Source organism: Devosia sp. ZW T5_3, from assembly GCF_044987315.1.
Classification (GTDB): Bacteria; Pseudomonadota; Alphaproteobacteria; order Rhizobiales; family Devosiaceae; genus Devosia.
In genome coordinates this window covers 12,403-29,258 of sequence record NZ_JBJDRE010000011.1, presented here as the reverse complement: position 1 = coordinate 29,258, position 16,856 = coordinate 12,403, and the positions used below count along the sequence as shown (strand labels likewise).

The 16,856-nt window shown below is 62.7% G+C and carries 21 protein-coding genes and 1 pseudogene; 10 read left to right on the top strand and 12 right to left on the bottom strand.

Translation table 11 applies throughout. The features are described from left to right. Positions 1-20 precede the first annotated feature (20 nt). Complete coding sequence (locus ACI3KW_RS14475) at positions 21-230, top strand: DUF1674 domain-containing protein (RefSeq protein WP_035099113.1); 210 nt, start codon at positions 21-23, stop codon at positions 228-230. A gap of 15 nt (positions 231-245) precedes the next feature. Here the strand turns inward: ACI3KW_RS14475 and ACI3KW_RS14470 are convergent, their stop codons facing one another. From ACI3KW_RS14470 to ccmA, 6 genes are read right to left on the bottom strand one after another with little or no spacing between them, the layout of a single operon-like run. Further along, positions 246-836, bottom strand: a complete 591-nt coding sequence (locus ACI3KW_RS14470) for an ankyrin repeat domain-containing protein (RefSeq protein ID WP_404848652.1) — start codon at positions 834-836, stop codon at positions 246-248. A 55-nt stretch (positions 837-891) separates the two neighbouring features. Then, a complete protein-coding gene (locus ACI3KW_RS14465) occupies positions 892-1,425 on the bottom strand; it encodes a DsbE family thiol:disulfide interchange protein (RefSeq protein WP_404848651.1) in 534 nt (177 codons plus the stop codon). Beyond that, positions 1,425-1,595, bottom strand: a complete 171-nt coding sequence (gene ccmD, locus ACI3KW_RS14460) for a heme exporter protein CcmD (RefSeq protein ID WP_315974543.1) — start codon at positions 1,593-1,595, stop codon at positions 1,425-1,427. Before ccmD ends, ACI3KW_RS14465 begins: the two co-directional genes overlap by 1 nt. Next, the gene (locus ACI3KW_RS14455) at positions 1,592-2,353 is read right to left on the bottom strand and encodes a heme ABC transporter permease (RefSeq protein ID WP_404848650.1); all 762 of its coding nucleotides are present in this window, start codon (positions 2,351-2,353) and stop codon (positions 1,592-1,594) included. The genes ccmD and ACI3KW_RS14455 overlap by 4 nt, the downstream gene beginning before the upstream one ends. Positions 2,354-2,365: 12 nt before the next feature. Continuing rightward, complete coding sequence (gene ccmB, locus ACI3KW_RS14450; protein ID WP_404848649.1) at positions 2,366-3,019, bottom strand: heme exporter protein CcmB; 654 nt, start codon at positions 3,017-3,019, stop codon at positions 2,366-2,368. Then, complete coding sequence (ccmA, locus tag ACI3KW_RS14445) at positions 3,016-3,651, bottom strand: heme ABC exporter ATP-binding protein CcmA (RefSeq protein ID WP_404848648.1); 636 nt, start codon at positions 3,649-3,651, stop codon at positions 3,016-3,018. The genes ccmB and ccmA overlap by 4 nt, the downstream gene beginning before the upstream one ends. A 173-nt stretch (positions 3,652-3,824) precedes the next feature. Between ccmA and acnA the strand changes: the two genes are divergently transcribed. The 4 genes from acnA (at position 3,825) to ACI3KW_RS14425 (ending at position 8,625) form a co-directional block, all read left to right on the top strand. Then, positions 3,825-6,578 (top strand): aconitate hydratase AcnA, encoded by a 2,754-nt coding sequence (acnA, locus tag ACI3KW_RS14440; protein ID WP_404848647.1) that lies wholly within the window; start codon positions 3,825-3,827, stop codon positions 6,576-6,578. 151 nt (positions 6,579-6,729) lie between these two features. Then, the gene (locus ACI3KW_RS14435; RefSeq protein WP_404848646.1) at positions 6,730-7,464 is read left to right on the top strand and encodes a DUF1223 domain-containing protein; all 735 of its coding nucleotides are present in this window, start codon (positions 6,730-6,732) and stop codon (positions 7,462-7,464) included. Positions 7,465-7,768: 304 nt separating this feature from the next. After that, positions 7,769-8,158, top strand: a complete 390-nt coding sequence (locus tag ACI3KW_RS14430) for a DUF2794 domain-containing protein (RefSeq protein WP_390888819.1) — start codon at positions 7,769-7,771, stop codon at positions 8,156-8,158. Then, positions 8,155-8,625, top strand: a complete 471-nt coding sequence (locus ACI3KW_RS14425) for a GNAT family N-acetyltransferase (RefSeq protein ID WP_404848645.1) — start codon at positions 8,155-8,157, stop codon at positions 8,623-8,625. The genes ACI3KW_RS14430 and ACI3KW_RS14425 overlap by 4 nt, the downstream gene beginning before the upstream one ends. A 21-nt stretch (positions 8,626-8,646) precedes the next feature. Here ACI3KW_RS14425 and ACI3KW_RS14420 read toward each other — a convergent pair whose 3' ends face one another. From ACI3KW_RS14420 to ACI3KW_RS14405, 4 genes and pseudogenes are all read right to left on the bottom strand, one after another. Further along, a complete protein-coding gene (locus ACI3KW_RS14420) occupies positions 8,647-9,252 on the bottom strand; it encodes a nucleotidyltransferase domain-containing protein (RefSeq protein WP_404848644.1) in 606 nt (201 codons plus the stop codon). A gap of 70 nt (positions 9,253-9,322) precedes the next feature. Beyond that, a pseudogene (locus ACI3KW_RS14415) lies at positions 9,323-9,841 on the bottom strand (AAA family ATPase). Between the two features lie 21 nt (positions 9,842-9,862). Next, complete coding sequence (locus tag ACI3KW_RS14410; RefSeq protein ID WP_404848643.1) at positions 9,863-10,360, bottom strand: GNAT family N-acetyltransferase; 498 nt, start codon at positions 10,358-10,360, stop codon at positions 9,863-9,865. 103 nt (positions 10,361-10,463) lie between these two features. Further along, complete coding sequence (locus tag ACI3KW_RS14405) at positions 10,464-11,234, bottom strand: Bax inhibitor-1/YccA family protein (RefSeq protein ID WP_404848642.1); 771 nt, start codon at positions 11,232-11,234, stop codon at positions 10,464-10,466. Between the two features lie 205 nt (positions 11,235-11,439). Here ACI3KW_RS14405 and thpR point away from each other — a divergent pair, with 205 nt between their 5' ends. From thpR to ACI3KW_RS14380, 5 genes are all read left to right on the top strand, one after another. Next, a complete protein-coding gene (gene thpR, locus ACI3KW_RS14400; RefSeq protein WP_113123371.1) occupies positions 11,440-11,979 on the top strand; it encodes an RNA 2',3'-cyclic phosphodiesterase in 540 nt (179 codons plus the stop codon). A gap of 210 nt (positions 11,980-12,189) precedes the next feature. Continuing rightward, positions 12,190-12,711, top strand: coding sequence for an invasion associated locus B family protein (locus ACI3KW_RS14395; protein WP_113123372.1), 522 nt, complete (start codon positions 12,190-12,192; stop codon positions 12,709-12,711). 98 nt (positions 12,712-12,809) lie between these two features. Then, positions 12,810-13,310 (top strand): invasion associated locus B family protein, encoded by a 501-nt coding sequence (locus ACI3KW_RS14390; protein ID WP_404848641.1) that lies wholly within the window; start codon positions 12,810-12,812, stop codon positions 13,308-13,310. A gap of 232 nt (positions 13,311-13,542) precedes the next feature. Beyond that, positions 13,543-14,751, top strand: coding sequence for a 23S rRNA (adenine(2503)-C(2))-methyltransferase RlmN (gene rlmN, locus ACI3KW_RS14385; RefSeq protein ID WP_113123374.1), 1,209 nt, complete (start codon positions 13,543-13,545; stop codon positions 14,749-14,751). Between the two features lie 3 nt (positions 14,752-14,754). Next, positions 14,755-15,174 carry a GNAT family N-acetyltransferase gene (locus ACI3KW_RS14380; RefSeq protein WP_404848640.1) on the top strand — a complete coding sequence of 140 codons (420 nt, stop codon included), beginning with the start codon at positions 14,755-14,757 and terminating at the stop codon, positions 15,172-15,174. 140 nt (positions 15,175-15,314) lie between these two features. Here the strand turns inward: ACI3KW_RS14380 and ACI3KW_RS14375 are convergent, their stop codons facing one another. Continuing rightward, positions 15,315-16,163 carry a 23S rRNA (adenine(2030)-N(6))-methyltransferase RlmJ gene (locus tag ACI3KW_RS14375; protein ID WP_404848639.1) on the bottom strand — a complete coding sequence of 283 codons (849 nt, stop codon included), beginning with the start codon at positions 16,161-16,163 and terminating at the stop codon, positions 15,315-15,317. Positions 16,164-16,182: 19 nt separating this feature from the next. Next, complete coding sequence (locus ACI3KW_RS14370) at positions 16,183-16,830, bottom strand: LysE family translocator (protein WP_404848638.1); 648 nt, start codon at positions 16,828-16,830, stop codon at positions 16,183-16,185. Positions 16,831-16,856 lie beyond the last annotated feature (26 nt).

The following is a 16,856-nucleotide window of genomic DNA, read 5'->3' as shown; positions in this document are numbered from 1 at the left end:
CCACAATTGGGAAGCCTGCAATGAGTGATGCAGAACAGAGTTCGGATGAGGGCGAACCGCGCCCGCCGCTGACCCCCGCCGCCCAGCGCGCGCTGGCGGAAGCCGAAGAGCGCCGCCGCGCCATCGACGGCAAAACTGCCTTTGCCCCGCGGGAAAAAGGCGGCCGCGGCGGGCTCGAACCCGGTCGCTACGGCGATTGGGAAATCAAAGGCCTGACCAGCGATTTCTAGCCGGAAAAGCGGGGTCTAGCGGCCGCCGGCCTGCTGCAGCAGCTGCACCATGTCGGTAAAGCCACGATTGCGGGCATGGGTGAGCGGGCTGACCTGGTCGCCATCGGCCAGGTTTGGATTGGCTCCGGCGTCGAGCAGCAATTTGACGATGGCGACGTGACGCGGCCCGCCATCTCCAAGGATGATGGCCTCCAGCAGCGCAGTCCAGCCCAACCGGTTGACGTGATCGACATCGACGCCCGCCGCGATCAGGCTCGCTACGGTTTCCACATGGCCGCGCTCTGCGGCGGGTATCAAAGCCGTGCCGCCATAGCGGTTGGTGCTGGTCAGGTCGGCGCCGTGGGCCAGCGTCAGCTTGAGAATTTCGAGGTGCCCCCGCGCTCCGGCATAGAGATAGGGGCTGTCGGCAATGGCGTCCTTGGCATTGACGTCGGCCCCCGCCTCGATCAGCAGCCTTGCCGCCTCGATATTGTTGGCATGGGTCGCGACCAGCAGGGCCGTTGCCCCCTCGGCATCGCGCGCTTCCAGATCGGCTCCAGCGGCGATCTGCGCCGTTATGGCGGCAATGTCACCCTGGCGGGCGGCGGTAATGAGATCATCGGCCATGGCGGCTCCTCCCATCATCAGGACCAGTAATATGCTGCGCCAGAGGAGCGCCATGCTAGAGCCGGGCCTGTTCGATGGCCGGCATCAGATGATCGGTCACAGCCTGCGGCGTCAGCGGGCCGACATGCTTGAAGGTGATGATGCCATCGGCATTGACCACGAAGGTTTCGGGCACGCCATAGACACCCCAATCGATCGAGACACGCCGGTCACGATCGGCGCCGACGGCGTCATAGGGGTTGCCCAGTTCGGCGAGGAAGGCGCGGGCATTTTCGGGCGCATCGGATTGGTTGATGCCGAAGAGGCGGACCTTGGCGACATCCTTGAGTGCCTCGAGCAGCGGATGCTCGGCCCGGCAGGGCAGGCACCAGCTGGCAAAGACATTGACCACGGTGACTTCGCCCTTGAGCGCAGCGGTATCAAAGCCCGGCACGCCCAGTTCGGGCACTGCTTCCATGGCAAAGGCCGGGGCAGGCTTGTCGATCAGGACACTGCGCACCAGGCTGGGATCGCGATCCATGGATGAGGCAAAGATCGCGACCAGCGCGACCAGCAGCAGCAGCGGCAGGGCAAACAGCACATAGCGCATCAGGCCGGACCCGCCGAGCGGCGGCGAATACCGCGGGCTTCGAGGTCGGCCAGTTTTTTGGCGACACGCCGCGCATCGAGGCGGGTCCAGACAATCAGTGCGGCGACGGCCAAGGTCACCCCGGCATAGGCGGCGACGATGAAAACGGCGTGCGGCCCGAGATCGATCACGATTTGGCTCCCTGCGCGGCCTGCCGTTCCAGCGCCATGACACGGCGGCGGCTGACCTCGGTATGCATGGCTTTCAGATGCAGCACCAGAAACAGGAATGTAAACGCGAAAAACATCACGAAAAGCGGTGTCAGGATCGAGCCGGGCATGCGCGGGCCATCGGCGCGGAACACGCTGGCGGGCTGGTGCAGCGTGCTCCACCAATCGACCGAGAATTTGATGATGGGAATGTTAACAGCGCCCACAAGGGTAAAGACCGCAATGACCCGGGCAGCGCGCAGCTGATCGTCGAAGGCGCGCCATAGCGCGATAATGCCCAGATAGATGAACAGCAGCACCAGGGTCGAGGTCATGCGCCCGTCCCATTCCCAGAACGTGCCCCAGGTGGGCCGGCCCCAGAGTGAGCCGGTAAACAGCGCCAGAGCGGTAAAGGTCGCGCCCAGCGGCGCTGCCGCTTTCATCGACACATCGGCCATAGGGTGGCGCCAGACCAGCGAACCCAGTGCCGAAACCGCCATCACCGCATAGACGAACTGGCTGAGCCAGGCGGTGGGCACGTGCACATACATGATGCGCACTGTATCGCCCATCTGGTAATCCTGCGGCGAATTATAGAGGGCAAACCACAGCCCCACCACGAACAGCAGGGCGGTGAGGATGGTGAGCGGCCAGAGCAGGGGACGGGTCCAGGCGACGAATTGCCCGGGATGGGCGATGCGGCTCCACCAGCTCTGTTTGGGTGTGGTTTGGATAGTCATGACATCAGCGCTCTAATCCTCGGCCGAGCTTATCGCAAGGGCGGCGGCAAAGGGAGCCAGCGCCACCGCCATGAGGCTCAATGCCGCAAGAAACAGCAGCGCGGCACTCGATTGGGTGGCGCTGATCGCCCCGGTGCCGAAGATCAATACGGGCACGGAGAGGGGTGCGATGAGAATGGGGGCGATCAGCCCGCCCCGCCGGATTGCCACGGTCACCGCCGCGCCAATGGCGCCGAACGCGGCCAGTGCCGGGGTGCCCAGCAGCAGCGAGAGCACCATGCGCCAGAAGGCGGAAAAATCCATGGCCAGCAGCACGGCGAGGATCGGACTGGCAAGAATCAGTGGCAGCGCGGTCAAAAGCCAATGGGCGATCACTTTTGCGGCAATGATGGCCGAGAGCGGCAGCTCGGCATGCCGCAGCAGGATCAGCGTGCCGTCTTCATGATCGGGGCGGAACAGCCGGTCCAGCCCCAGCAGCATGGCGAGGAAGGCCGCGATCCAGATAATGCCAGGCGCAATAGTCGCCAGCAGTGCTTTGTCGGGGCCAACAGCAAAGGGCACGATGGCACCGGTGATGATGAAGAACAGCACCAGCGTCAGCACATCGCCGCCACCGCGCAGGGCCAGCGCCAGTTCACGGCCGATAATGGCGGAAAACGCCTTCATGCAGCTTTGCCCAAGGCCAGGGTTTCCATGCGGGCGGCATCGGGCAGGGTGATCGGATCATGCGTGGCGGCAATGGCAATGCCGCCGGCATCGAGATGGCCGTCGATCAGATCGGTCACCAATTGATGGCCCTCGGTGTCGAGCGCCGCCGTCGGTTCATCGAGCAGCCAGACCGGCCGCTGTGTGACCAGCAGCCGCGCCAATGCCAGCCGCCGACTCTGGCCGGCCGAGAGGTAACCCGCATCGAGCGTGGCGAGATCACTCAACCCGACGCGATCAAGCGCTGTTTCCACGCTATCGCCTGTCGCGCCATTGACCGCGGCCCAGAAGCCAAGATTTTCCGCCACGCTGAGCCGTGGCTTGGCGGCATTGCGATGGCCGCAATAATGCAGCAATGGCCCGGCCTCGGGGTCTGCCCCTTCAACGGCAAAAGCACCCGCCAATGGCGCGACGATCCCGGCCAGTGTCAGCAGCAGCGTGGTCTTGCCGGTGCCATTGGGCCCGCGCAATAAAAGACAGGTGCCGCCATGTACCGCAAAGCTCATGTCATCGGCCAGCGGCAAGCCGCCGCGACCACAGGCAAGCCCCTGCGCGCGCAGCACTAAAGATGGGTAGGCTTGCCTTTGCGTCATGACCCCATCTCGTATTGAACCAAAGGCAAGACTGGCAAGGGCAATCTTTAGTGTCTATAAGCCGTCACAGATTGGAGTCATTCCAGAAAAGGCGGCGCTATCCGGCGGATTTCGGGAGCTTTTCCGACTGCGCTTGTCGCGTCAGCAGCAATTCCAGCAAAGGGCGGAGCACCGTGACCTCAGTAAACAGCTTCAAGTCCAAATCGACCCTTACGGTCGGCGGCAAGACCTATACCTATTATTCCATCGCCGAAGCCGAAAAGCACGGCCTCAAGGGCGTGTCGAGCCTGCCCCATTCGATGAAAGTGGTGCTGGAAAACCTGCTGCGTTTCGAAGACAACCGCACGGTCACCAAGGCCGATATCGAGGCCGTCGCCACGTGGCTCACGACCCGTACCTCCGAACATGAAATTTCCTACCGTCCGGCCCGCGTGCTGATGCAGGATTTCACCGGCGTTCCCGCCGTGGTGGATCTTGCCGCCATGCGCGACGCCACCGCCAAGCTCGGTGCCAATCCGCAGAAGATCAATCCGCTGGTTCCCGTCGATCTGGTAATCGATCACTCGGTGATGGTGGATAGCTTCGGCACGGCGCTGTCCTTCGGGCAGAATGTCGAGCTCGAATATGAGCGCAATGGCGAGCGCTACGAATTCCTGCGCTGGGGCCAGTCGGCCTTCGATAATTTCCGCGTCGTGCCCCCCGGCACCGGCATCTGCCATCAGGTCAATCTCGAATATCTGGCCCAGACCGTGTGGACCAAGGACGAGAATGGCGAAACCGTCGCCTATCCCGACACCCTGGTGGGCACCGATTCGCACACGACCATGGTCAATGGCATGGCCGTGCTGGGCTGGGGCGTGGGCGGCATCGAGGCCGAGGCTGCCATGCTGGGTCAGCCGATCACCATGCTGATCCCCGAAGTCGTTGGCTTCAAGCTTACGGGCAAGATCAACGAAGGCATCACCGCCACCGATCTGGTGCTGACCGTCACCGAAATGCTGCGCAAGAAGGGCGTGGTCGGCAAGTTCGTGGAATTCTACGGCCCGGGTCTTGATTACCTCAGCCTCGAAGACCAGGCGACCATCGCCAATATGGCCCCCGAATATGGCGCTACCTGCGGCTATTTCCCGGTCGATACGGATACGCTCAAATACCTGACCACCTCGGGTCGTGATCCGCAGCGCGTTGCCTTGGTCGAAGCCTATTCCAAGGCCCAGGGCATGTTCCGCGAAACCAATTCGCCCGATCCGGTCTTCACCTCGACGCTCGAACTCGACCTCTCGACCGTTGTGCCCTCGCTCTCCGGTCCCAAGCGTCCGCAGGACCGTGTGGCCCTCAAGGATGCCGCGACCTCCTTCGCCAAGGCTTTGCCCGAGCTGGCCGGTGGCCGTGCCGAACGCACCCGCCTGCCGGCCGACAAGCAGGAATCGCGCTTTGTCGAGGAAGGCGCCACCGGCGTCGACGACATTCCCGAGGAAGCCGCTTTCCCCGTCAAGGGCGCGGAATATGGTATCAATGACGGCCATGTGGTGATCGCCGCGATCACCTCCTGCACCAATACGTCCAATCCTTCGGTGCTGGTGGCCGCGGGCCTCGTCGCCCGCAAGGCGCGGGCGCTGGGGCTCAATTCCAAGCCCTGGGTCAAGACCTCGCTGGCTCCCGGCTCGCAGGTGGTTACCGACTATCTGACCGCCGCGGGCCTGCAGGAAGACCTCGACGCGCTCGGGTTCAACCTTGTCGGCTATGGCTGCACCACCTGTATCGGCAATTCCGGCCCGCTGCCGCAGGCCATTTCCGATTGCATCAACGAGAACAAGCTGGTGGCCTGCTCGGTGCTGTCGGGCAATCGTAACTTTGAAGGCCGCGTCAATCCGGATGTGCGCGCCAATTACCTGGCCTCCCCGCCGCTGGTGGTGGCCTATGCGCTGGCCGGCTCGCTCAATGTCGATGTCACCACCGAGCCGCTCGGCATTGGCAGCAATGGCCAGCCGGTCTATCTCAAGGATATCTGGCCTTCCAACCACGAGATCGCCGAGATCGTGCGCAAGCATGTGACCGCCGAAATGTTCCGCGCCCGTTATTCGGACGTGTTCAAGGGCGATACCAATTGGCAGGGCATCGCCGTCGATGGCGGCGAAACCTACAAGTGGAATTCGTCTTCCACCTATGTGCAGAACCCGCCCTATTTCGAAGGCATGTCGATGGAGCCCAAGCCCATCACCAATGTCGAAAGGGCCAAGGTGCTCGCCCTGTTCCTTGATTCGATCACCACCGACCACATTTCCCCGGCCGGTTCGTTCAAGGCCTCGACCCCGGCTGGCAAATACCTCGAAGAACGCCAGGTCGCCCCGCGCGATTTCAATTCCTATGGTGCCCGTCGCGGCAATCATGAAGTGATGATGCGCGGCACCTTCGCCAATATCCGCATCAAGAACCAGATGCTCGATGGCGTCGAGGGCGGCTATACCAAAGGCCCCGATGGCAGCCAGATGGCGATCTACGACGCCGCCATGGCCTATCAGGCCGCCGGCACGCCGCTGGTGATCTTTGCCGGCAAGGAATATGGCACGGGTTCATCGCGTGACTGGGCGGCCAAGGGCACTAACCTGCTCGGCGTGCGCGCCGTGATCGCCCAGAGCTTCGAGCGTATCCATCGCTCCAACCTGGTCGGCATGGGCGTCATCCCGCTGCAGTTCAAGGATGGCGAGAGCTGGCAGAGCCTGGGGCTGGATGGTTCGGAAACCGTCGATATCGAAGGCGTCACCGAGATCGCGCCGCGCGCTCAGGTGACCGTCAAGATCACCCGCGCCGATGGCAGCGTGCTCAATGTGCAGACCCTCTGCCGCATCGATACCGCCAATGAGCTCGATTACTACAAGAATGGCGGCATCCTGCATTACGTGCTGCGCAGCCTCGTCGCCGCGTAAACACGGCTCACATGCCGAATTGGAAATGGCGGTCCCTCGGGGCCGCCATTTTCTTTGAACCGTGGCATGAAGGAAACGCTGGCGGCGTTTTTCCTGCTCTCACCCTCTTTTGACTGGCGGGGCTTGTCAGGGCCAGCTTACAAGTTTGCCCATGATATCGCGTTCCCTATTTGCACCGGTCTCCGGCATTGCCGTCTTCCTCCTCCTGGCCCTTCCGGCCGGCGCGGAAAAAGTGCATGACCGCCCCAAGGCCGTGGTCGAATTGTTCACCAGCCAAGGCTGCGCGCAATGCCCGCCGGCCGATGCGCTACTGACCAGCCTGGCCGAAGAGGGCGATGTCATCGCGCTCGCCTACCATGTCGACTACTGGGATTATGTGGGCTGGGAAGACACGTTCGGCAAAGCCGATTATTCCGATCGCCAGCGCGCCTATGCCAAAAGCTGGGGCTCCTCGCGCATCTATACCCCGCAAATGGTGGTCAATGGCGACAAGGGCGTGGTCGGTTCGCGCCGCAACGAAGTGCATGGAGCGCTCGATCGGGCGACGCTCCCCCTGTCCGTGGACATCACCAGGCAGGACGACATGCTCAAGATCGCCGTGCCGCCCAATGCCGATTTCGGCAATGCGGTGGTGTGGCTGGTGACCTATCTCGACCGGGCGGATGTCGCCATCGACAAGGGCGAGAATGCCGGCAAGACCATGGTCTATACCCAGGTGGTGACCGGCCGGCAGGCGCTGGGCATGTGGGAAAGCGCAACGGGGGCGGATCTGAAACTACCGCTGCCCGAAATGCTGGCGGAAAATACCGGCATGGCCGTCATCGTGCAGCAGGAAAAGGATGGGCTGCCCGGCCCGATCCTGGGCGCCGCAGCCTTCGAACGCTAAGCCGGCATCCAGACAAAAAGAACTCCCGTTCCTGGGGGCAAGAACGGGAGCGATAGACTGACTTGGTCAACTAAAAGGTTGGTTGGCAACCGAACGTCATGGTTTGGGGGCTCGTTCGGTCCGGCTGCCAACCACTGGAGGCAATGCTGAGAACCTGACCGCCCAATCTGGCGCTGTGAGGGAAAAACTGTGTTCGAAATTGGGTATTTTGTCTCCCCGCCATAGGATTGGACATGCACCCTTGCGCGCAAAGGCAAATGCCGCAATCATGACACTGCGTTGACAAGCGGAGAGAGCGTTACCGGTGCAAGGCCGTACGCCGCATGACAAGACGGTTAGCCTGGCTCTGGTCCATTCCGGAGAGGCGCCTTCCAGTGTGCCTCAGGCCAAGGCCATGCCCATCGTGGCGTTCGATCGCCGCGAGCTGATGCTGATCCTGTCGGTCTATGGCCGCAAGGTGGCCTCAGGTGAGTGGCGCGACTATGCCATGGACTTTTTGCGCGAGCGCGCCGTCTTCTCCATTTACGCCCGCGTCTCCGAGCGCCCGCTGTTCATCGTCGAAAAATCGCCCAAGCTGCGCAATCGCCAGGGGCAATATTCGGTCACCAACCAGCAGGGCCGCATCCTCAAGCGCGGCCACGACCTCAGCCAGGTGCTGCGCGTGCTCGATCCGCAATTGGCGGTGGTGGGGTGACACTGCCCATTCGCCGCGCCATTGCGGCCGATGTGCCAGCCATGAGCGTAGTGCTGACCGCCTCGATCACCGAACTCTGCGCCACCGACCATGGCATGGATGCCGGCGCCATTGCCGCCTGGACGCGCAATAAGAGCCAAGCGGGCGTCGCCGGCATGCTGGCCAATCCCGATCTCGAACTCTACGTGGCCGAGCGCGACGGCGTAATCGTGGCCGTCGGCGCCGTAACGAAGGGCGGCACAGTGGCGCTCAACTATGTCGCTCCCCAAGCGCATTTTGCCGGCATCAGCACAGCCCTGCTCGCCCGACTGGAACAGGCGCTCGTCGCGCTGGGCCATAACGAAGGCCGGCTCGAAAGCACCAGAACAGCCCGCGCCTTCTATGAAAGCCGTGGCTGGCAAGCGGATGGCCCGCAAGCCAGCGGCCGCGTGGTCAATGGCTATCCTATGCGAAAAGCGTTGGTGTAGCCGGCGCTGCAGCTCGCGGCTCTACAGCCGCCCAATCCATTCATGCCCCGGATGCGCCCGCTCCAGCATCGCCTTGAGCCATGCCCGTTCCGCGATTTCCAGCTTCGGCACCGCGTTGGCAAAATCCGCCACGTCCTTATCCCGGGCCAGCTTTGCCTTGAATAGCAGGATAGCTGCAGGCTTGAGATAGGGCACGCCATCCGGCGTCACCGCCACCATGTCGGCCCGCGGTCGGGTGATGCCCGGGTCCCGCTTATAGACCCACATATCCGGCGTGCCCGGCTCGATCATCATATCGACCCGCCAGCGCTGCGCCGCCGGGTCCTGGCACCAGATCTGGAAAATATCCGCGGGCGGCTCCTGCCCATCGGGCAGATAGTCAACTACACCGCTGCCGGTCGCGTAGAATTCGAGGTCCGACAGGGCTTGTCGGAACAGACTCACATCGCCGCGCAGCACGGTGAATTCGATATCCTCATGCTCGCGCGTCTCATGACCATGCCAGAGGTCCAGCGCCCAGCCGCCGACAATGCACCAGGGCCAGGATATGTGTTCCAGCCGCTGCGCCAGTTCGCGTGGGTGGAAGGGGGTCCAGGCATCATGGGCCAGAGTTTTTTGCGGCGTCATCGATGCGTCCTGATTGTGAAAGACCTCATGGTGAGCTTGTCGACCCACGAGGTCGGGCGAGTGGAGGCTTCTATGCCACGCCCTCGCCCTTCGACAAGCTCAGGATGAGGTCTGCTGCTGCTGGCTGCTGGCTGCCGGCCGCTGCGATCGTCTCCAGTTCATCCGCCGTCGGCGGCTCGAAGCGCGCTAGCCAGCCCAGCAGGTCACTTTCGGGAATGATAAACGCATGCTCGGGCGCTTCGGCATTGCGCCGCGCCAGGCGGGCCAATAGCTCGTCGCGCGGCACATCCATGAAATGGATTTTGGTCATGGCGCCCAAAGCCGCGGCGCGGGCCGCAAAGTCCTCGCGCTCGCCCCGCGCCCAGAAGCCGAAATCGAGGATCACGTCGATCCCCTTCTGCAGCGCCACACTGGCAACCCGTCACATCAGCACTTCGACGGCATCGTGGCGCCGGTCATGGTCAGGGTCGGCCACGTCGTCGCCGAACAGCTGGATGTGCCATTCGTCCGGCGTCAGCCGCAATGCACCCGTTTCGGCCTCCAGCTGCCTGGCCCTGGTGCTCTTGCCCGAACAGGGCAGGCCGACCATGAGGTGCAGGATGGTCATCGGCTAGAGCGCCAGTTGCAAATGCACGATGTCGTGCCAGCGATCGAATTTGTAGCCGACGGCTTCGTAGCGCCCGACCCGGGTAAAGCCGAATTTTTCGTGGATGGCGATGGAATTGGCGGTGTCGGCCGTGATCACCGCCAGCATCTGCTTGAAGCCGAAGGCCCTCGACTGCGCCAGAAGCTCGGTCAGCAGCAGCTTGCCCAGTCCCTTGCCGGTCGCCGCGGGGTCGAGATAGATCGAATCCTCGCAGGTGAAGCGATAGGCGGCACGGGGGCGGTAGAAGCTGGCATAGGCATAGCCGAGCACCTTGCCATCCTGTTCGGCCACCATCAGGGGGTGGCCCAGCGCGACCAGATGGGCGAATTTCTCGGCCATGGCCGCTTCGCCCGGCGCCTCGGTGTCAAAGGTGATCGCCGTGGTTTCCACATAGTGCCGGTAGATGGCGGTAATGGCGGGAATATCGGCCCAGGCGAAGGGACGCAGGATGGGGGTGGACACGGCTCACAACCCGGCAAAAGAAAAGGACCGCACCCCTTTTAGGATGCGGTCCAATCTGTCGTCCAACCAAATTCCTTGATCGTCCAATCAAGGAAGCTGGTGCTTACTCGCGATTGCCGAACAGGCGGAGCAGCATCAGGAACAGGTTGATGAAGTCGAGATAGAGGCTCAGCGCGCCCATGATAGCGCCCTTGGCCAGCACATCGGCGCCATGCGACTCCGAATAGCCTTCCTTGATCTTCTGCGTGTCATAGGCGGTCAGGCCCACAAAGATCAGCACACCGACCGCCGAGATGGCGAATTCGAGCATGGAGGACTGCATGAAGATATTGACCAGCGAAGCGATGATCAGGCCGATCAGGCCCATCATCAGGAAGCTGCCCATCTGGGTCAGGTCGCGCTTGGTGGTATAGCCGTAAAGGCTCATGGCACCAAAGGTCGCGGCGGTGATGAAGAACACCTTGGCGATCGAAGCGTCGGTATAGACCAGGAAGATCGAGCTGAGCGACACGCCCATAATGGCGGCAAAGGCCCAGAACACGGCCTGTGCGGCCGGCACCGAGAGCTTGTTGATGCCAAAGCTCAGCACCATCACGAAGGCGAGCGGCGCGAGCATCACGACCCATTGCAGCGGGCTTGCATAGAGCAGGGCGCCCCACTGGGTGACATATTGGCCATTGGCCAGCTGGCCCACGGCGGCGTCCGGATTGGTGGTGATGGCGGCGGAAGCAGCGAACCAGGCAGCAAGCCCGGTCACAACCAGCCCGATACCCATGTAATTGTAGACGCGCAGCATGTAGCTGCGCAGGCCCTCGTCGATGGCCAAGGCCGAGCCGGCCCGCGCACCGAGGGTCTGACGGTCATATTCAGCCATAGTCGGTTTCCTTTCCCAATTGGTAGAGCGGTCCGTTGCACCGCCGGTGGGCGCATTGTTTCGCCACTTGACGCACAATATGGATGGGAGACCAGTCGTTTACAAGACCGAACGGGGCCCCCGCGACGTTTGGACTGGCCCCATGACGCGCTTGTGTTAGGGTCAAACTACGAATCGCGTGACTGATCCACTAGAGGAGGAGCCCATGCCCAGGCTCTTTACCGGCCTCGAAATCCCGGCCGATGTGGGATTTGCCCTCTCGCTCAAGCGGGGCGGGTTGACCGGGGCGCGCTGGATCGACCCCGAAAATTACCACATCACGCTGCGCTTTATCGGCGATGTCGATCACCAGACCGCCAATGAGGTGGTCGATAGTCTCGACCGGCTCTCCAATTCGCTGCGCTTTTCCATCCGGCTGACACATCTGGGGATTTTCGGCGGCGACAAGCCGCGCGCGCTCTATGCCGGGGTGGAGATGAACGAGGCGCTGACCCGCCTCCAGGCGGCGCAGGAGCGGGTATTGCAGCGGGCCGGCCTACCGCCCGAGGGGCGCAAATTCGTGCCGCATGTGTCGCTGGCGCGGCTGCGCAATTCCAGCGCCGAAGACGTCGCCCGGTTCATGGCCGAGGCCGGGCGGTTCGAGCCGTTGAGCTTTCCGGTGGGCCGGTTCGTGCTCTATTCGAGCAAGGATTCGGTGGGCGGCGGCCCCTATGTGGTGGAGCAAAGTTATCCTTTGGCCGCTTAAGGTAACGCAAGTGTTAGCACATTGTTAACCGCGACGGCGCAAACCGGGGGCCATGATGGGCTATACGCCAAAATGCCGCCGCGATTGGCTCGCATTTGAGACAAATCGGTTGGATGCGGCGGCGTTTGACACCTTGGTAACCATGTTGGGGCAAGTTGAAGCGGGCAAGCTCCTCCCAACCCGGATCTGATGATGAGGAAGAAATTGGCAATGACGACGAAAACCGGTGGCCTGACACTTGGGCTCGCGGTCGCCGCAATCATGGCTCTGGCCCCTGCCGCCCAAGCGCAGCAGGCGACCGAACTGGGGACTTTCAACGCCTGGACCGCCTGGCAGGCGACCGATGCTTCCGGCGTGATCTGCTACGTCTCGGCGACGCCGCAGAAAAGCGAGCCGGCCGGCGCCAATCGCGACCCGATCCATTTCATGATCATCCATCGCAAGGGCATGGGCACCAAGAACGAGGTGCAGACGATCATCGGCTACCCCTATAATTCCACCAATGCCGGCGCGAGCGCGGCCATCGATGGCAAGACCTATCCCATGGTCACCGAAGGCTCGGCCGCCTGGCTCGCTTCGACCGGGGATGAAGCCGGGTTCGTGGCGGCCTTCAAGGCGGGGAGTAACCTGGTCATCAAGGGCACCAGCCAGCGCGGTACCAATACGACCGACACCTATTCGCTGTCCGGCGCCACTGCGGCCGTCAACGCCATCGACGCGGCTTGCAAGTAACGTTGCTGCACGTAATTTGCCTTGCCCGCTTCGGGCGAAACGCCATAATTCGGGGCGGGTCCAAAAGGGCTCGCCCCATTGCATATCCAGAGGCCATGATGACCAAACTCGCTGCCGCACTTGCTCTTGCCGCCATTGTGATGCTGCCCCATGCAGCCATGGCGCAATCAGTGCGGCTCTTGGGCGAGCACCGGGCCTGGTCGAGCTATGCCGCCAATGACAGCGCGGGCGCGGTGTGCTTTGCCATGACCAAGCCGACCAGCGTGCAGCCCGAGCCCGATGGCTATACCCAGAGTTATCTCTATATCACCAACCGGCCCGGCGAGAGTGTCGCCAATGAATTCAACCTGGTTGCCGGCTTTGCCTTTCAGCCCGACAGCATGGCCACGGTGACCGTCAGCGGGCAGAGCTTTAATCTCTTCACCCAGAACGACGCCGCCTGGCTCGACGATGCCGCCCAGTCGGGGGCGCTCGCCAGCGCCATCCGCGCCGGGTCGAGCCTGACCGTGGAAGGCACCAGCGCTGCCGGCATCAAAGTGGTGCAGACCTTTTCGCTGTCCGGCGCGACCGCCGCATCGCAATCGGCGAGCAGCTGCTAGCAACGGCACCGGGTGAGCGCCGCTGCCAAGAAGACCTCATGGTGAGCTTGTCGAACCACGAGGTCGAGCGAGTGGAGGCCGGTGTGCCCGCCCTCGTCCTTCGACAAGCTCAGGATGAGGTCTACTGGGGTCCCTGCGCCGCAAGCAAAGCACCTCCCCGCCCCGTGACTTTGCCTAAAGCTGTCCTATATGCTATTGGCCCGCGTTTCCGTCACGTCTGGACCCCCTTGCCATGAGCATTGCGCTTAATCTCGATCACTCGTCTGCTATCCGCCCTGCTGCGGCGAGCCGGCCGTCGCTGATCGGCCTGAGCAAGCTGCAGCTCGCCGAGGCCCTGACCACTGCGGGGATCGCGGCCGACAAGGAAGCCCGTATGCGCGCCAGCCAGTTGTGGAACTGGCTCTATGTCAATGGCGTCACCGATTTCGAGCGCATGACCAATGTGGCCAAGCCCGTGCGGCAGAAGCTGGCCGATACCTTTATCCTCGATCGCCCCGAGATCGCTTCCGAGCAGGTCTCCTCCGACGGCACCCGCAAATGGCTGTTCCGCTTCCGCGATCCGGCCAATCCGAACTATCCTCCGGTCGAAATCGAAACCGTCTACATCCCCGAGGAAGATCGCGGGACACTTTGTGTTTCGTCCCAGGTGGGCTGCACGCTGACCTGCACTTTTTGCCATACCGGCACGCAGAAGCTGGTGCGCAACCTGACCGCCGGCGAAATTCTGGGCCAGATCCTGATGGCCCGCGAGCGCCTGGGTGATTTTCCCGGTGGCGTGCGCCCGGATGATGGCGGTCTGGTGCCCGGTGGGGAAAGCCGCGCCATCACCAATATCGTGATGATGGGCATGGGCGAGCCGCTCTACAATTTCGACAATGTGAAGCAGGCGCTGCTGATCGCCTCGGCCGGTGACGGCATGAGCCTGTCCAAGCGCCGCATTACGCTGTCGACCTCGGGCGTCGTGCCCTTCATCGAGCCGACCGGCCGCGAGATCGATGTCATGCTGGCCATTTCCCTGCATGCGGTGAATGACGATCTGCGCGACGTGCTGGTGCCGATCAACAAGAAATGGAAGATCGCCGAGCTGCTCGACGCCTGCCGCAATTATCCCGGCCTCAGCAACGCTCGTCGCATCACCTTCGAATATGTGATGCTGGACGGCATCAACGACAGCGACGCCGATGCGCGCGAACTGGTGCGGCTCCTAGCCGGCATTCCTGCCAAGATCAACCTCATCCCGTTCAATCCCTGGCCGGGCACCAATTACGGCTGCTCGCCCTCGAGCCGCATCGAGCGCTTTGCCGATATCGTCAACAAGGCCGGCTATGCCAGCCCCGTCCGCACCCCCCGCGGCCGCGACATCTTCGCCGCCTGCGGCCAGCTCAAGAGCGAAAGCGAACGCCTGAGCAAGAAAGACCGCGACGCGCTGGCGGGTGTCTAACCCATGAGCGTCGTCTGTCACCGGATAACGGCTGCAGACGCGTCCCTATTCGCCAATATCGCCATTGATGTATTCGATGAACCAGTCCGGCCGGACCGGCTGGCGGCCTACCTCGCCGCGCCGGGGCATCTGATGGTGCTGGCTTTCGATGGCGATCTGGTCGTCGGGCAATGCACGGGCGTGGTCCATTACCACCCGGACAAGGTCACCGAGCTTTATGTCGATGAAGTCGGCACGAGCAGCGCCTATCTGCGGCGGGGCATTGCGACGGCCATGTTGACCGAGCTGTTCGCCTGGGCGCGCGAGCTGGGGTGCAAGGAAGCGTGGCTGGGCACCGAACTCGATAATGAGGCGGCCAATGGCCTCTATCGCCGCTTTGATGGGGATGAGGACACGATCAAATATTACGAGTTCAAGCTTTAGGCCCCCTCATCCGCCCTTCGGGCACCTTCTCCCACGAGGGGAGAAGGGAGGCTCGGTGGTTGGGCTGAAACCGGAGCCAACCCTCGCCCCTTGTGGGAGAGGGTGGATCGGCCGGAGGCCGAGACGGGTGAGGGGGCTTCTTACTCCCCCGCCACCCAGTCAATCTTGAACCCACCACGACCTTCCTCGGCCAACAATGCCGACAGGGGCGGCAGCAGCGTCTTCATTTCCTGTTCCAGCGCATAGGGTGGATTGACCACGATCATGCCGGTACCAAACAGCCGTGCCGGCGTGGACGGCGCGCGAATGGTCAGCTCGAGGCGCAGGATTTTGGGAATGCCGGTCGCTTTGAGGTCGGCCACGAAAGTTTCGACCTCGCTTGGCTCCTTGATTGGATACCAGAAGGCAAAAATTCCCCCGGGCCAACGGCGATGGCCTTTGACCAGCCCAGCGACCATGCGGGAAAATTCGCCCTTTTCCTCGAAGGGCGGGTCGATCAGGACCAGGCCGCGCTTTTCCTTGGGCGGCAGATGCGTGCCCAGGGCGGCCCAGCCGTCGAGATGGGTGACGCGGGTCTGGAAATCGCCGGCAAAGTTTTCGTGCAGCGCCGCGGCATCGGCCGGGTGCAGCTCCAGCGCAAAGAGCCGGTCCTGCTCGCGCAGCAGGGAACGGGTGATCAGAGGCGAGCCGGGATAGAAGCGCAATTGCCCGTCGGGATTCTGCGTCTTGACCGCGTCGAGATAGGGCTTGGCCAATTCCGCGGCCTCAGCGGGCAATCCGGTTTGCACCAGGCGCGCAATGCCCTCGAGCCATTCCCCGGTGCGCTCGGCCTGATCACCCTCCAGATCATAGAGCCCGACACCGGCATGGGTATCGAGCACGCGGAAGGCGGCCGGCTTGCGTTTGAGATAGTCCAGAATGCGGACCAGGATCAGGTGCTTGACCACATCGGCAAAATTGCCGGCATGAAAGGCGTGGCGGTAATTCATTGGAGTGCGGCAGTCATAACTAGTGGCGGGCTTGTGCGGTGAGGATGGTCACGGCGAAAGTGGTGAAGATCGCCGCAAAGCTCCAGTTGAGGGCGCGTTCCACCCATTTGCTGTGGCGGAAGGCGGCGGCCAGCCAATCGGCGGCGAACACGGTCGCGACGCCCAGTGGAATCGAAAGCAGCACGAATTCGGCGCCGAGAAAGAACAGTTTGCCGGTGGCCGAGGGATCATGCGCATCGACGAACTGGGGCAGGAAGGTCACGAAGAACAGCACGACCTTGGGATTGAGCAGGTTGATGCCAATGCCGGTGGCAAAGCTCTGGCCCACACTGGGCTTGCGCTTGGCGGCTTCGGCAATGCGCAGGCCCCCGCCATGGACGACGGCTTGATAGGCCAGCCACAGCAAATAGAGTGCGCCCACGATCTTGAGCCCGAGGAACAGGGGCGGGGCGGCGATGATCAGCACGGAAATGCCCAAGGCAACCAGCGTGGTATGCACCATGATCCCCGCCATGGCGCCAGCCATGCAGGCCAGGCCATGCGCGCGGCCATAATTGATCGCCCGGCTGAGCTGCAGCGCCATATCCGGCCCCGGCGTGATGGCCAGAACCACGGTCGCCAGCGCAAAGGCCAGGATGACGGGAAGATCGGGAACGAAGCCGGGCATGGGATTTTCCGCGTGTTGAATGTTCT

What these genes read in the sequence shown, in the direction of transcription:
- ACI3KW_RS14475 (WP_035099113.1), top strand. Translation starts at nt 21, where the DNA reads ATGAGTGATGCAGAACAGAGTTCGGATGAGGGCGAACCGCGCCCGCCG.
- ACI3KW_RS14470 (WP_404848652.1), bottom strand. Translation starts at nt 836, where the DNA reads ATGGCCGATGATCTCATTACCGCCGCCCGCCAGGGTGACATTGCCGCC.
- ACI3KW_RS14465 (WP_404848651.1), bottom strand. Translation starts at nt 1,425, where the DNA reads ATGCGCTATGTGCTGTTTGCCCTGCCGCTGCTGCTGCTGGTCGCGCTG.
- ACI3KW_RS14455 (WP_404848650.1), bottom strand. Translation starts at nt 2,353, where the DNA reads ATGACTATCCAAACCACACCCAAACAGAGCTGGTGGAGCCGCATCGCC.
- ccmB (WP_404848649.1), bottom strand. Translation starts at nt 3,019, where the DNA reads ATGAAGGCGTTTTCCGCCATTATCGGCCGTGAACTGGCGCTGGCCCTG.
- ccmA (WP_404848648.1), bottom strand. Translation starts at nt 3,651, where the DNA reads ATGACGCAAAGGCAAGCCTACCCATCTTTAGTGCTGCGCGCGCAGGGG.
- ACI3KW_RS14435 (WP_404848646.1), top strand. Translation starts at nt 6,730, where the DNA reads ATGATATCGCGTTCCCTATTTGCACCGGTCTCCGGCATTGCCGTCTTC.
- ACI3KW_RS14420 (WP_404848644.1), bottom strand. Translation starts at nt 9,252, where the DNA reads ATGACGCCGCAAAAAACTCTGGCCCATGATGCCTGGACCCCCTTCCAC.
- ACI3KW_RS14405 (WP_404848642.1), bottom strand. Translation starts at nt 11,234, where the DNA reads ATGGCTGAATATGACCGTCAGACCCTCGGTGCGCGGGCCGGCTCGGCC.
- thpR (WP_113123371.1), top strand. Translation starts at nt 11,440, where the DNA reads ATGCCCAGGCTCTTTACCGGCCTCGAAATCCCGGCCGATGTGGGATTT.
- ACI3KW_RS14395 (WP_113123372.1), top strand. Translation starts at nt 12,190, where the DNA reads ATGACGACGAAAACCGGTGGCCTGACACTTGGGCTCGCGGTCGCCGCA.
- ACI3KW_RS14390 (WP_404848641.1), top strand. Translation starts at nt 12,810, where the DNA reads ATGACCAAACTCGCTGCCGCACTTGCTCTTGCCGCCATTGTGATGCTG.
- rlmN (WP_113123374.1), top strand. Translation starts at nt 13,543, where the DNA reads ATGAGCATTGCGCTTAATCTCGATCACTCGTCTGCTATCCGCCCTGCT.
- ACI3KW_RS14380 (WP_404848640.1), top strand. Translation starts at nt 14,755, where the DNA reads ATGAGCGTCGTCTGTCACCGGATAACGGCTGCAGACGCGTCCCTATTC.
- ACI3KW_RS14375 (WP_404848639.1), bottom strand. Translation starts at nt 16,163, where the DNA reads ATGAATTACCGCCACGCCTTTCATGCCGGCAATTTTGCCGATGTGGTC.
- ACI3KW_RS14370 (WP_404848638.1), bottom strand. Translation starts at nt 16,830, where the DNA reads ATGCCCGGCTTCGTTCCCGATCTTCCCGTCATCCTGGCCTTTGCGCTG.